This is a genomic window from Acinetobacter sp. YH12094 (assembly GCF_013419295.1).
In the GTDB taxonomy this organism is placed as follows: domain Bacteria; phylum Pseudomonadota; class Gammaproteobacteria; order Pseudomonadales; family Moraxellaceae; genus Acinetobacter; species Acinetobacter amyesii.
On sequence record NZ_VPAK01000013.1, the window covers coordinates 33921 to 48261 of the forward strand.

The 14341-nt window shown below is 41.0% G+C and carries 10 protein-coding genes; all 10 read left to right on the top strand.

Going from position 1 to position 14341, the window contains the following annotated elements:
* The first annotated feature begins 23 nt into the window (after window positions 1-23).
* Entirely contained in the window at window positions 24-293 is a 270-nt protein-coding gene (locus tag FTU34_RS11185) for a hypothetical protein (protein WP_180023592.1), read from the top strand.
* Window positions 294-879: 586 nt separating this feature from the next.
* Window positions 880-2664 (top strand): IucA/IucC family siderophore biosynthesis protein, encoded by a 1785-nt coding sequence (locus FTU34_RS11190; RefSeq protein WP_180035713.1) that lies wholly within the window; start codon window positions 880-882, stop codon window positions 2662-2664.
* Entirely contained in the window at window positions 2657-4114 is a 1458-nt protein-coding gene (locus FTU34_RS11195; RefSeq protein ID WP_180035714.1) for a lysine N(6)-hydroxylase/L-ornithine N(5)-oxygenase family protein, read from the top strand. Before FTU34_RS11190 ends, FTU34_RS11195 begins: the two co-directional genes overlap by 8 nt.
* Window positions 4114-5949: an IucA/IucC family siderophore biosynthesis protein gene (locus FTU34_RS11200; RefSeq protein ID WP_180035715.1), complete on the top strand. Its 1836-nt coding sequence runs from the start codon at window positions 4114-4116 to the stop codon at window positions 5947-5949. The genes FTU34_RS11195 and FTU34_RS11200 overlap by 1 nt, the downstream gene beginning before the upstream one ends.
* A gap of 54 nt (window positions 5950-6003) precedes the next feature.
* Window positions 6004-6636: a GNAT family N-acetyltransferase gene (locus FTU34_RS11205; RefSeq protein ID WP_180035716.1), complete on the top strand. Its 633-nt coding sequence runs from the start codon at window positions 6004-6006 to the stop codon at window positions 6634-6636.
* Complete coding sequence (locus FTU34_RS11210; protein ID WP_180035717.1) at window positions 6633-7025, top strand: hypothetical protein; 393 nt, start codon at window positions 6633-6635, stop codon at window positions 7023-7025. Before FTU34_RS11205 ends, FTU34_RS11210 begins: the two co-directional genes overlap by 4 nt.
* On the top strand, window positions 7001-8272 hold the full coding sequence (locus tag FTU34_RS11215; protein WP_257226276.1) for an MFS transporter: 1272 nt from the start codon (window positions 7001-7003) through the stop codon (window positions 8270-8272). The genes FTU34_RS11210 and FTU34_RS11215 overlap by 25 nt, the downstream gene beginning before the upstream one ends.
* 15 nt (window positions 8273-8287) lie before the next feature.
* Window positions 8288-10555, top strand: coding sequence for a TonB-dependent receptor (locus tag FTU34_RS11220; protein ID WP_180035719.1), 2268 nt, complete (start codon window positions 8288-8290; stop codon window positions 10553-10555).
* 111 nt (window positions 10556-10666) lie between these two features.
* A complete protein-coding gene (locus FTU34_RS11225) occupies window positions 10667-11887 on the top strand; it encodes an MFS transporter (protein WP_180035720.1) in 1221 nt (406 codons plus the stop codon).
* A gap of 235 nt (window positions 11888-12122) precedes the next feature.
* Window positions 12123-14294: a bifunctional mannitol-1-phosphate dehydrogenase/phosphatase gene (gene mtlD / locus FTU34_RS11230; RefSeq protein WP_180035721.1), complete on the top strand. Its 2172-nt coding sequence runs from the start codon at window positions 12123-12125 to the stop codon at window positions 14292-14294.
* Window positions 14295-14341 lie beyond the last annotated feature (47 nt).

Here is a 14341-nt window from a genome sequence, read left to right on the forward strand (position 1 = left end):
CGATCTAATAAAGAGACAACAAAATGCCTTATTCAAATACTAAAGCGATTATTGAGCAAATCTATAATTTTGTATTAGAAAAACATGGTTTAGCTTCTAAAAGTCGATTTATGCAGTTATCGATCTTCTTTAGAGAATTGCATGAAGGGGATGAGTCAAAATTTACCGCAGATAGGTCTTTTTATTACAAAGGAATTTTTAATAACAGAGAAAAAAGTATATTTGCGAATGCTGCGCCAGACTTTTTTGATAAGCACAAATTTTTGGATTGGGTTGTTAAATCAATTGATTGATTTCAACCAAATCATTGGAGTACATAATTCATGCTGTATAACCAGTCTGAATAGAAGATATAGATCAGAAATCAGTAGGTGTTTGTTATGAAATACATGCTTATAGGCAATCAAGATGCATGATCAGTATGATGCCAGTAAAATCTTTAATGATTAAAAGTTAACTGCACATTTTGTACCTTGATTTAAAAAAAAAGCTCGGTTGGATGCAGAATATAAAAACCCATGTAATAGACATGGGTTTTTTAGTTTAAATTGCACAATGTGATAATACGGCTAAAAAATAAGCAAAATGATTTATTTGTTCTATGCTAAATGAGAAAATTATCATTTAGTTCCATTTCAGAAAATTGTATAAGTAAAAACAGAAAAGTTCATATCAAAAAAATTAATTTTTAAATACATAGAGATAAGACCAAATTTGCAATCCTGAAGCAAATCTTCACAAAAATGCAATTATTAACAATAATGATTATCATTAACATAGTTTCACGCTGGCCAGCGTACTAAGCATTATTTGCACAGTTAAAGAAACATAATTACATGACAAAGCTTGGAAAAGCTTAAAAATAGAGGATATGGTCAGATGAAAGAGCTTGCTAATCGCTTGGCGATGCAGCATCTTGTCAATGCATACTCACAAGAAACCGGTAAAGGTATTTTGCTGGAAAAGTATCAACAGAATTCATCACAATTGACGTTTAGCCAAGGCTTGACGTTGTTATGCATCCCCTTAGATTGCATACAATCACAGTTATTTGTACCACTATCTTATGTCAGCCTTGTTGGTAGACATCGTCTTGCAGATATCCCATACGTTTTTAATAAAGGACAGAAACAGTCATTTAGTATCACCGCGATAGCGAGTTTATTACTTGAACAGCTCGTACAAGAGTCAGGTCATACACTGGATGCTTCATCATTATTAGAGCGTTGGATCGAAAGTCGTGAAGCGCTTATTCAATTTTTGACACTACGTGAACATGATTTTGAGGCTTTGGTCCAAGCGGAACAAAGTTTCATTGAATCGGAACAAGCTTTAATTTTAGGGCACAGCATGCATCCTGCACCGAAAAGTCGGGTCGGTTTTGTGCATGAAGATTGGGAAAGGTATTCGCCAGAAGCCAAAGGTCTAAGCCAACTGCATTATTGGTTGGTAGCTCCAGAATATATTCAAGAAGGTTCAGCTTTAGATCAAGCTGTATCAGCGCAATTGAAAAGCGAATTGCAATGGCATTTATCAGAAACTGATCAAGCACTACTGAATGCTTATTCGCATTATAAGTTATTGCCTTTGCATCCTTGGCAAGCACGTTATTTACAGTCAAAAGTATGGTTTAAAAACTTAAAAACCAAATTAAAAATTATCGATTTTGGCGAGAAAGGTTGGGCATTTTCACCAACAACTTCGGTACGGACTATGGCAAGTTTTGCAGCGCCGTGGATGTTAAAACCATCACTATCTGTAATGATCACCAATTCAATCCGAGTCAACCTTGCCAAAGAATGCCACCGTGGTGAAATGACCCATCGACTTTGGCATTCAAGTCTCGGTGAACGTATTTTACAACAATGCCCAACGCTCAAAGCGGTGAATGATCCTGCGTGGATGGCATTGAGCATAGATGATGAAATCGTCGAAGAAACTATTTGCATCTTCCGTGATCAGCCTTTCAGTGAAAAGCAGCAGGTGAGTTGTATTGCGTCATTGTGCCAAGAGCATCCTGCACAGCCGAAAAGCCGTTTTAATGCACTATTCGAACAAATCGCAAAACAACAACCTGAACTTGATCAAAGTACCATTGCAATCAATTGGTTTAAACAATTCTTAGCTATCAGTCTAAAATCATTAATGTATTTGTACCATCAATACGGAATGGCCTTTGAATCACATCAGCAAAATGTCTTACTTGAGCTTGAACATGCAATGCCTAAATATCTATGGCTGCGTGACAATCAAGGCTTTTACTATATCGAAGAACTTGCAGGTGAGGTCTTAAGCGCATTTCCAGAGTTGCAAGAAAAAGCGCATGCCGTGGGTTCCAAAGCCTTTGTCGATGAGCGCTTTAGCTATTATTTCTTTGGTAATAATTTATTCGGCATTATCAATGCAATTGGTGCAACTGGATATGTCACAGAGCAAGTGTTGATATCGATATTGCAAAATGAACTGTTGGACTTACATCGGGCATATCCAGAAAGTTCATTGATTCATTCATTACTTTATCAGCCGACCTTGCCGTATAAGGGTAATCTGTTGACGCGCTTGTATGAGCTGGATGAATTGATTGCCCCAGTCGATCTGCAATCGGTTTATGTACAGTTGCCAAATCCTTTATGTGTGGAACAGAAGGATGTGCAATATGCTTGATTTTATTGGGATAGGCTTAGGGCCATTTAACCTTAGTTTGGCGAGTTTGCTACATAAGCAAAATCATTTGCAGTATCAATTTTTTGAAAAGAAACCACAGTTCGACTGGCATGCGGGTATGCAATTGCCCAATACAGTACTGCAAGTGCCGTTTATGGCCGATCTGGTTTCCATGGTCGATCCAACCAGTCCTTTTAGTTTTTTAAATTACTTAAAGGCGCAGCAGCGTTTATACAAATTCTATTTTTTAGAACAAGCTCAGATTCCTAGACGTGAATATAACCATTATTGTCAATGGGTTGCAGACCAACTAGAGCATATTCAATATCAATCAACCGTAAAAGCCATTTATGCCCAAGAGCAAGGCTTTGAAGTCATGGTTGAGCAAGATGGACGTTTTAGACGTTATCAATGCCGAAATTTGGTCATTGGTTCGGGTAATGTTCCGCATTTACCACAGTGTCTAAAAGACATACAACAGCAATATCCGGAGCGCTGCTTACATTCTGCAAATTATTGCAATGCAGCGTTAAATCACTTGAAAGGGAATGTGGTTGTACTGGGATCAGGCCAGTCTTCGGCCGAAGTCTTTATGGATCTGTTTGATCGTCAATATTTGCAGGATCAAACCACAACAGCGCAGTTTAAATTGCATTGGCTGACCCGTTCTAATGGGTTTTTCCCGATGGAATATGCGCCGCTTGGTTTAGAGCATTTTAGTCCGGATTATACTACGCATTTTTATCAACTGAGCCCTGAAAATAAAGCCGAACAACTGAAACAACAAGGTTTGTTATATAAGGGCATCAGTGCAAAAACCATCCGTGATATTTACCAAAAACTGTATCACCGAAGCATTGGTCAAAATATTCAACAGACGCATTTACATGCTCAGGTGGGTTTGGTTGCTGCCGAGCCTCATGGTGCGGGCATCCGTTTGCAGTTTCAGCATAAAGTCACGGCAGAACAATTCTATCTGGATGCGGACTTTGTCGTGGCTTCAACGGGATATCACAGTCCAGAGTGGCAATATCTCAAATATCTAAAACCACTGATTCAATGTGATGAATTCGGTCGCTGGAAAATTAGTCAGGACTACCGAGTACAGCATGACGCTGTTGGGGAGATCTTTGTTCAAAATCAGGAAATGCATAGTCACGGTGTCGGGACTCCTGATTTAGGGTTGGGTGCTCATCGTGCAGCGGTCATTGCCAATCAATTATTGGGTTTTAACTTATACGATTTGGGTGATCAAGCGCAAAGTTTCCAACATTTTTCACCCAGTGATAATGCTGAAATGCACAGTATGGGCATTGTGAAGAAATCAGCACCAACCAATATCCAAAGACCATTATCCGTAAAAAAAACCATTGCCAACTATGCAATGAACCGCAATACGACCATGCCAAATAAGCAAGAACAGAATATGGTTAAACTCGAGAAATTATAATGACATTTGCAAAATTACAGATAAATCAAACGCAGTGGCGCCGTGCAGGGCAAAGACTGATTGAAATGGCGATTGCTGAATTTTTATATGAAGAAATTATTCAAATTCAGCAAGTTGAAAATAACACTTGGCAACTTAAACTGGATGACAAAACCTATCAATTTCAAGCGACACAGTTTCTGCTTGGGCATTGGCGTATTGTTGAAGGGAGCGTTCGAGAGTTAAGTGAATCGACAACAGAGCCCGCATGGAATCTGCATGAATTTATTCGTGCTTTTTCAAATCAAGCTGAAGTGAAACCTTTTACCAAGGCTTATTTGATTAAAGAAATGAACAATACATGGTTGGCTGAAGCACACGTTTTTGATGAACAGCGATTGCTGAGTCAGGCTGTGCTGTCAGCACCGCACTATCAAATTGAAGGCATGTTGCGTGGACACCCATGGCTCATTATGAGTAAAGGGCGTATGGGTTTTGGCTATGATGATTATTTAAGCTCCGCACCAGAGATTTCTCCAACGGTTAAAGTCCTGTGGTTAGCTGTTCATCGTGATTTAGCTGAGTTTCGTTCGACCGAGGCTTGGGATGCGCAAAGCTTATATCGCCATGAGTTGAACTCTGCACAATTACATGATTTTCAACAGCAATTAGCGGACAATGCCTTAGATGCTGCTGAGTATTTCTTTATTCCTGTACATGCGTGGCAATGGCATCAGTGGTTAATCCCCACCTATGCCAATGAAATCGTCGATCAGCGCATTGTCGAATTGGACATTGGACAAGATGACTATGTCCCAATGCAATCAATTCGTACTTTATGCAATACCAGTCATCCTGAACGTCATTATGTAAAGTTACCTGTCAGTATCTTTAATACCGCGGTATATCGAGGTCTGCCTTCAAAACGAAATTTGGCTGCACCGGCAGTGACCGCTTGGCTGAAGGACATTCAACGTCATGATGTAGACCTGAAAAAAACACAGGTGGCATTTTTGGGCGAAATTGCGAGTCTCACTTTACAACAGCCGTGTTTTGATCAGATAGATGGTGCACCTTACCAATTTAAAGAATTGTTTGGTTGCTTATGGCGTGAAAGTGTCGAGCCTTGTATCGGTGAACATCAGTTGGCACTTTCCCAAGCCGCATTGTTACATCGAGACATAAACGGTCAATCTATTTTATCCGTGTTGATTCAGGCTTCAGGTTTGACGCCTTTGCAATGGCTGAAGCGTTTTGCTGAAGTCTGCGTAACACCACTACTGATTTGCTTATACAAATATGGTTTAGCGTTTTCTCCGCACGGTGAAAACACCATGTTGATCCATGAAAATGGCTTACCGAAAAAAATGGTGCTGAAGGACTTTATTGATGATGTCAATTTAGTTGATGAAGATTTTCCAGAACTCGAAAATTTACCACCCGAAGGGCAAATTTTACTGCGCCATCATGCTGAAGAACTTAGTCACTTTATCTTTACAGGTTTATTCATGGTGCATTACCGCTATATCTGTAATGTCTTCCTTGAAGATTATCCAGAGCATACAGAACTTGAGTTTTGGCAAACCATCTCCAGCGTGATCGACGAATTTCATCAGGCACATCCTGAATTGGCAGATCGTATTGAAAAATTCAGTATGTTCCGTCCAAGTTTCGAGAAAATTTGTCTGAACCGCGTTCGGCTGTTTACCACCAGTTATAACGACGAAGCAGAACGACCAGTACCTGTATTTTTAGATCCAATTGCAAATCCTGTGAGTCCAAACACGTTAAATCAGTGGGCGAAACAGCAGCATACCGCCGAACAGAAAACGACAACCAACCGTATTGCGTCATAAGCAGATTTTTGAGCTAAGAACAGAAAAGATTAAATAAATTTAAAGGACGACATCATGACCACGTTATCACGACAACTACCTGATTTTTATGAATATCATGAGAATGAGACGCAATACTATTTACGACAAATGCAATATCCACAAGATATGGCTTTGGTTCATAAATGGATGCATGAACCGCATGTGATTCCACAGTGGCAACTCAATAAGTCAGAAACTGAACTAAAAGTGTATTACGAAAAAATGCTGGCAGATGATCATCACCGAATTTTGATCGTAGGGGTAAACGGTAAAGATGTGGGCTACACAGAGATCTACGAAGGAAAACGGGATCGTTTAGGTTTGTACTACGACGGTGACGAGCTGGATCTAGGTTGGCATTTGTTATTTGGTGAAAAGTCCGTTTTTGGTAAAGGCTATTTACGTCCCGTCATGCGTTTATTGAGTTTTTATATCTTTGAAAATGCCGCATCAGCCAAGATTGTGGGAGAGCCTGATCATAGTGTGAAGCCTTATGCCGTTGTGGTTGAAGACATGTGCTATGAAGCGCAGCGCCTAATCCCAATGCCTGAAAAGACCGCCATGTTGTATTACTGCTTTAGAGAAACTTTTTATGCAAAATTTGGTCATTACTTAAACGACTCCAAGGCATTTCAGCATCAGCAATTAGCTAAGGCGGTGTCATGAGTTATCGCTGCACCCACATGCACATACTGGACATGCGCTTTTCAGCGCATGTTTCAGTGGAAGAGTTTGAACAATGGTTGACTCAAGTTGAGCGCTTTTTTCTGAAAAGTCAGTCCTTTGTTTTGGTTATGCAAACGGCTGAGGGAACAACTTTTCCTGAAGAATATCGGCAAATACAGGCCGTTTGGTACAAGAAGTTTAAACATCTCTTTTTTCAATATTGTTTGGGGCTGGTGCGTATTGCGCAAGATCCAGATGACTTCAAACGTTTAAATACACCCGCGCTGCATGCAGCGTGGCGTGTGCCTTATTACGTTTCATTAGAACAGTCTGATGCGCTGCAATGGGCAGTGCAGAGGTGGATATGCAACAACACTCAAGAAAATTAAATCATGCAATTTCACCATCTCAAATTTCAGTCCTGAGTTTGAGCGTCGTGATCATTTTGTACTTAGCACATGCATTGCCTTTGTATTTTTACAATGTGGCTTTGCCTGCCATTTTACGACATCAAGGGGTAGATTTACGCTGGATCGGCATGTTATCGCTGCTTTACATTCCATGGGCATTCAAGTTTTTTTGGGCGCCTTGGATCGATCAGCTCTATGTCAAAAAACTCGGTAAACGTAAAACATGGCTATTATTCACGCAAATCGCATTGGTACTGGGGGTATTGGTTTTAGCCTTTACGCAGTTTTCTTATGGGCTGACTTTATTTGTCATTGTTGGTTTATGGATTTCAACGTTTGCAGCAACGCAAGATATTGCGATTGATGGTTATACCGTAGAGAAATTTACTGAAGGCAATTACCGTCTGGGCAGTATGGCACAGAGTATTGGGGTGGCCGTCGGTAGCATGCTCGGTGGCGCTGCGACTTTATGGATTTACCAATATTGGGGTTGGCAGTCCGCGCTCACAACTTTAGCGCTGCTGACATTTTTAACCATGTTTGCTGTGTTTTTTATTCAAGAAGAACCAGAAACTCAACTTGCCAAAGCCAAACCAAGCCTACGACAAGCGTTTAAACGACCTGAGATTCGTTGGGCCTTGCTGCTCATTGTTTGTTATCGCGTGGTGGAAGCACCCGCTATGGCAATGCTGAATCCCATGTTGATCGATCAAAAATGGTCACTGTCTCAGATCGGGGTGTTGATGTCTGTGGTCGGTGCTGGTATCGGTCTGATTGCTGCCGTTAGTGCAGCTGTATTGCTGAAAAAAATCAAAGCAACGCAATTGTTGGTCTGGGCAGGATGGTTACGTACATTGCTATATGCCGTCATTGGGGCAGCCGTTGTATTGGGGTGGTTGAATCAATGGCATCTGCTTTTAGGTCTATTTGTCGTGCTGATGCTAGCCATTCGTTATATCGCCATGACATCACTTTATGCCTATTTCATGCAGACCAGTTCTAAAGAACAGGCGGGTACCGATTTCACTATATTAGTGTGCTTTGAATTGCTCGTTTACTTTATTGGCGGCGCATTTTCAGGCTTTCTCGCAAAATCATTAGGCTATGGACATTTTTACTTGGTATTGGCAATCGGCTCAGTAATCAGTGTCTTACTTAGTCAACGCATTGTTTTAAAAACACAAAATTTAAAAACTCAAACTCTTCCGACTCAATCGGAACTCTAAGAAATGGAAAAGAATATGAAACGTTTAGCTCTACCGATGCAACTGACTTGTCTCAGCTTAGCAATTTGCACTCAGCTTTATGCGCAAGACGTCACGACAGACACTGCACAAAATACAGCAGTTGAAACACAAACTACAGAAGCTACTAAAATGGCACCGATTGTTGTGACGGCAACTCGTTCTGCGAAAAGCATTGCCGATATTGCGGGTACGGTGTACAGCATTCCTAAAGAAGAAATTGAAAAACAAGCCAATGCAGGTAAAAGCACAGCTGATATTGTCGGTTTATTGGTGCCATCACTGACTCCATCGAGTGGTACAACGTCTAACTATGGGATGACCATGCGTGGACGTGTGGTGCAATACATGATTGATGGTGTGCCGCAAACGGGATATCGTGATGGATCTCGACAACTGGCGAGTATTAGCCCGTCGATGATTGAACGAATTGAAGTGGTCTCAGGTGCAAGTAGTATTTATGGTTCAGGTGCAACAGGCGGTATTATCAATATCATCACCAAACGTGGTGGATCGGAACCGCTGAGTTTTGAAACAAAAGTCGGTGTCACTTCTGGTAATAACTTTAAGTCCGATGCGTTAGCTTATGAAGCTGCTCAAACCATGAACTTTAATCAAGGCAATTTACGCGGAACTTTAGGTGCTAGCTATACCAAACGTGGTGAAATACAAGATAGCCATGGCAATCGTATTGGACCTGAGATTGCGCAAACAGACCGTCAAGATACCGACACCTTAGATCTAAATGGTCGTGTCAGTTGGAAAATTGCCGATGGTCAAACGCTGAGTTTCGGTGCGCAATATTATAATGATGAGCAAGATAGTGATTATGGACCTGACTATGGTCCAAATTTAAATGCGCTGCGCTCACAGCCCGTGGGTGGCAAGCTGCCGTTGTCTTTAAATGCGGTAAAAGGCTTACAACTTGCCGAACAACCACAAACTGAACGTTATAGCGTCAACGCACAATATGAAAATCAAGATATTTTAGGCTACCGTCTAAATGCTGAAACCTATTATCGAAATGAAAAAGCACGGTGGTTCCCATCTGCACGTCAAATGGCACCTGAACTCTTCTTGGTGTATCAGTCAGAAACCGATATCGATGTTTTAGGCGCGCGTGTTGCTCTACAAAAAGATCTTAACTTAAATGGTCGTGAACTGGGGCTAACCTATGGTGTGGACTATGAAAATGAAAAAGATCAACAAAATATCCAAATGTATGACAGTGCTACATTTATTCAAAGTAATGGTCTGAGTTATCAGCCGTTTAACTATTATGCCTTTGGCCCAGATGTTGAAACAGAAAAACTTGGCGTATTTGCCCAAGCGCAATATGAATTAACCGACCGTCTTGGCTTACAGGCCGGCATTCGCCATGAGCGGGTAGAGAGTGATGTCGATTCATCTGTGCCTTATATGGAAGCCATTACTGCAGATTTAACCCCAGGTTATGTAGCGAAAACGCTGAATGGCGGTAAAGTAAAACATGATGCAACGCTGTTTAATGTTGGCGCGGTGTATCACTTAACAGATGCACAGCAAGTGTTTGCTAATTTCTCACAAGGTTCAAACTTGCCCGATGTGCAACGTATGCTGCGTGATGTGCCTGCAAATTCTGTGATTAATAGCCAAACCATTGACCCGATTAAAGTCAATAACTATGAACTCGGTTGGCGTGTACAAAATGCCGGTGGTTTAAATGCAGGAGTGACGGCTTTTTATAATGACTCAGATAAAAGCCTGAAATTTGGTGCGCCGAATTACACCATTGATGTTATTGATACCGATGAACGTATCTATGGTGTCGAAGCCAATGCCAGTTATGAAGTTCAACCGAATTGGACAGTTGGGGGCACAGTTGCATATACCACGGGCCAATTTAAAAATACCCAAGGTGACTGGCAAGAATTGGATGCCATTCGTGTAGCACCTTTAAAAGGTACAGCATTTTCAGAGTGGCAATTTGATAATGACATGAGCCTACGTGTTCAAGCTTTAGCGATTGGCGGTACAGACAAAGCCCAAAAAGACGCTGTGAAATATGGATCTGCTCCAGCAGCGGCAATTAAAGGCTTTGCAACGATGGACGTGATTGCCAATGCAAAAGTAGGACCGGGTAATGTGGGCTTTGGTGTCTACAACGTGTGGAATACGGATTATAAGTCGGTATACAGTCAGTCGGTTGAAACTGTCTATGGCCCAATTTCTAGTCTAGCTGCTCAAGGTCGTACCTACGGTTTAAGTTATACAGTGAAATACTGATTTAAATCCTGAATCAGGTTTAAAGCACGGTATCGTGACTTACAAAATAGAGGTGGCTTAAGTCACCTCTATTGTTTATAACGTAGCCATTAAAAATGGATAACAAAAATAATGGATCGAAATAACAAACTGTTTATTGCCGCCAGTCTTGCCAATGGTGCAAGTTTCTCGATGATATTGCCGCTGTTGGCGCCATTGGTTCGTGAGTTAAAACTTTCTGAACTACAAGGTGGCGCGATGGTTTCCGTCGGTGCGCTGCTGATGGCCATCGGTGCGATTTACATTTCAAAAAATCAATCCAAGTTTTCGATTTATCAACTCTTGAGTATCGGTTTTGTGGGCATGGCAGTGACATGGGGGCTATTTACAGCCGTGTTGATGTATGGCCTTACTGTTCATATAGGGATGTTGCTGCTATTTAGTTTATTAATGTTGTCACGCGCAGCCACTGGGGTATTTATGGCGATGCCACAGATTGCCTTGCAAACTTATGTGATGACTCGTTTTAACAATGAGCAGCAGCGTTCACAAGCAATGTCAAAATTCGGTGCATTAAACAGTGCAGGCGTGATCATTGGTCCATTTCTAACAACCTTACTGTTGGGCTTTGGTGGAATCATGACGCCGCTTTGGGCAGCAATCATTATTTTAGCGTTGATTTCTGCGGTCTTGGTACTCAGCTTTGATCGACATACCGAAAAGCATAGCGTTGAAAAGCCAGTGACAGAAAAGCATGAGGCAGCAGCTACGGATTTGAGCATTCAGCAATGCTATCCATGGTTAATTTTGGGATTCAGTCTCTATCTTGCCATCGTGACAGTGAATTTAACGGCAGGGTTTTATATTCAAGACCGCTTTAATATGACTGCTGCAGAGGGTGCAGTGCATTTTGCAGAGTGTTCTCTCGTCGTGGGTATCGCTTTGGTGATTATGCAAACGCTGATTTCTAAGTATTTAAATTGGTCCGTATATCGCTTACTGTGGGTTGGGCTGTTTAGCATGGCAGCAGCCTTGCTGATTTCGGTTTTCACCAATGAATTACGGATATTTCAAGCCACGTACCTGTTATATGGTATATCGGTTGCGTGTTTAATCCCTGCATTTACAACGGGTGCAGCGCAAACGGCGCCCAGTGCGTTACAGACCAAGGTGGCAAGTTGGTGTACGGCCACTCAGGCTTTGAGCTTTGTTGTTGGGCCATTGATTAGTACGGGTTTATACCAGTGGCACAAAGAATTTCCGTATTATTTTTTATTTTTAGTGATGCTTGGTTTAATCGTATTCTTTTTATTTCAAACCAAAATTCAAACCGTGAAGCGAGTAACTGAGTGAAATATGCAGAGACTTGTATACTTACTTCAATAGGTCGGTGTGAAGATAGGACTATCCTGACAATAGTGGGTTTTGATTACATGATGTTACTTGATCGGTGATTGATCTTACAAAATAGATGTTTAGAGCAAGCACTTTGATTAAAAAATAATCACAATTGTTTCATTAATTCTCAAAGTACTGAATCAATAGTTTTCTCCGTTATTCTTTTCACATAAAAAATAACGGAGGTTAAATGCTTAAATTTAATAATGATTTGGTTCTGGGCGCCATTTTTGATATGGATGGAACAATGTTTGATACTGAACGTTTACGGTTTCAAACATTGAAACAGGCATCTCTTGAATTGACCGGTGTTGAGTTTTCCGAATCATATCTGATGAATTGTTTGGGGCTAAGTGCACAAAGCGCGCATCGATTGGCCCAAGCCGAATATGATGAAAACATTCCATACGCAGATATTCGCAAACGGGCAGATGAATTAGAACTGGAGCATGTTCGTCAGTTTGGTGTACCGATCAAAAAAGGCTTGGTTCAAGTATTAGAACGCTTACGCAAGTCAGGACTGAGGATGGCCGTGGCAACATCGAGTCGCCGTGCAATCGCAGAAGAATATCTCATCAATGCCAATGTGTATAAGTTCTTTGATGTCTTAGTCTGTGGCGATGAAGTTGAAAATGGTAAGCCACATCCTGAAATATTTATGCGTGCTGCCGCAAAGCTGAATTTAAATCCTGCTGATTGTTTGATGTTTGAAGACTCGGAAAATGGTGTGACTTCGGCCTTTGACGCTGGCGGTATTACCGTACTGTTTAAAGATATTAAATCGCCCAATCAAAACATGCTGTCCAAAGCCAAATATTATTATGAATGTATGTATGACTGTTTGACGGAACTTGACCCGTTCACTGCGCATTTAGAGATGCCGCATGTGCAAGAGGCTTTTCCACAAACCCTTAATCAGCTCACTGTTGGTATTCATGGTTTTGGGGCGATTGGTGGTGGTTATTTAGCACAAATTTTGTCGCATTGGGATGGTTATACTCGCCCGAAAAAAATCTATGCTTCGACACGTAACCCTTTATATCGCTCTGCGGTCAATGCATTTGGTACCTATTGTATTCGCTATGGTCAATTGTCTTATGACGAACGCATTGAAAACATGGCAGTCATTGATGCTGAAAATATTCAGCAGATGCAAGAGATGTACACAGAGTCAAGTTTGGTTGCCATCTGTTTGCCTGAAAAAGCGATTGCAGAAGAGGCCAAAACCATTGCACAAGGCCTGTATGCACGACATATTGCACATGATGAGAAAGCCATCGAACCTCTAACGATGCTGATCATTTTGAACAAAGTCGGAGCAAAACAATTATTAATGTCACATTTAAAACAGGCTTTAACTGAGCTTGCTGGAGCGGTTGTTGCAGAGAAAATCATGCAACAACACTATTTTTGCGATACCGTGGTCAACCGCATGGTATCTAAGTTAAGTGACCAAAACTTATATCGTCAGCTCCGTATAAAATATAATATCTTCAAACAATTTCAATTAGATGAAGTTGAAGTGAATGCTCAATTAGACTTAGAAGATGCGACGAAATTAAATCCTGATCAGGAACGTCAAGCCACTTTATATGTTGAGGATATGCGCCGAAATTTCCACCCAAGTCATATATTGCAAAGCATGGATTTAATTTTATTTAACGCAGAATCTGACATGCCGATCTATGTAGAAAATAACAGTCCTTTGTTAGAAAAAATGCGTCAAATGATTTTGGTCGATCATATTGAAGATATTCAGCTAATCAAAAATCGCTTATGGAATGGCGTACATGCCATGTTGGCTTGGCAATCTGCACTGTTCAATCATCAAACCATAGGTGTGGCACTTGCAGATCATCGTGTTGATCAATTTATGCATGAACTCATTGACGAGGTGCAGGCTGGTTTAGCACTGCGCTTACCAAATCGTGCTTTTGATTTAACACGACTGGCAGAAAGCTTTATAAACTCTTGTGAACATGCGTATAAAGACCCATGTGCGCGTGTGGCACGAGATCCTTTACGTAAACTTGCAATTAATGAACGAGTGTTGGGCTCGTTGGCGACCAATGTGAAATATGGACTGGAGACAAAGCACCTACAGCAAGGGATTGTCTATGGTTTGATGTATGCCGTGAGTGTAAATCAATGTTCGATGGATCAGGTTATCAACTTTATCCAGTTGCAATTTTCAGAACTGAAAAAGACAAACGAGCTTGAACAACTGGAACGTATTGAACAGATTGAGGCCAATGTAATGATACAGTTGCAGCATTTTTCTGATCAGTCCACAGAGCAGTTCACATCTTGGAAAAACCATGCTGTAACGCAAAATCAGAAAGATACTGTGAAATTTGCCTAAAATATAATGCTTATCTGTGCGCAATGTATATTGAATCAAAATGCTGA

Bases quoted from the DNA above. Each gene is read 5' to 3' on its own strand.
- FTU34_RS11185 (WP_180023592.1), top strand. From the start codon at position 24: ATGCCTTATTCAAATACTAAAGCGATTATTGAGCAAATCTATAATTTT.
- FTU34_RS11190 (WP_180035713.1), top strand. From the start codon at position 880: ATGAAAGAGCTTGCTAATCGCTTGGCGATGCAGCATCTTGTCAATGCA.
- FTU34_RS11195 (WP_180035714.1), top strand. From the start codon at position 2,657: ATGCTTGATTTTATTGGGATAGGCTTAGGGCCATTTAACCTTAGTTTG.
- FTU34_RS11200 (WP_180035715.1), top strand. From the start codon at position 4,114: ATGACATTTGCAAAATTACAGATAAATCAAACGCAGTGGCGCCGTGCA.
- FTU34_RS11205 (WP_180035716.1), top strand. From the start codon at position 6,004: ATGACCACGTTATCACGACAACTACCTGATTTTTATGAATATCATGAG.
- FTU34_RS11210 (WP_180035717.1), top strand. From the start codon at position 6,633: ATGAGTTATCGCTGCACCCACATGCACATACTGGACATGCGCTTTTCA.
- FTU34_RS11215 (WP_257226276.1), top strand. From the start codon at position 7,001: ATGCAACAACACTCAAGAAAATTAAATCATGCAATTTCACCATCTCAA.
- FTU34_RS11220 (WP_180035719.1), top strand. From the start codon at position 8,288: ATGAAACGTTTAGCTCTACCGATGCAACTGACTTGTCTCAGCTTAGCA.
- FTU34_RS11225 (WP_180035720.1), top strand. From the start codon at position 10,667: ATGGATCGAAATAACAAACTGTTTATTGCCGCCAGTCTTGCCAATGGT.
- mtlD (WP_180035721.1), top strand. From the start codon at position 12,123: ATGCTTAAATTTAATAATGATTTGGTTCTGGGCGCCATTTTTGATATG.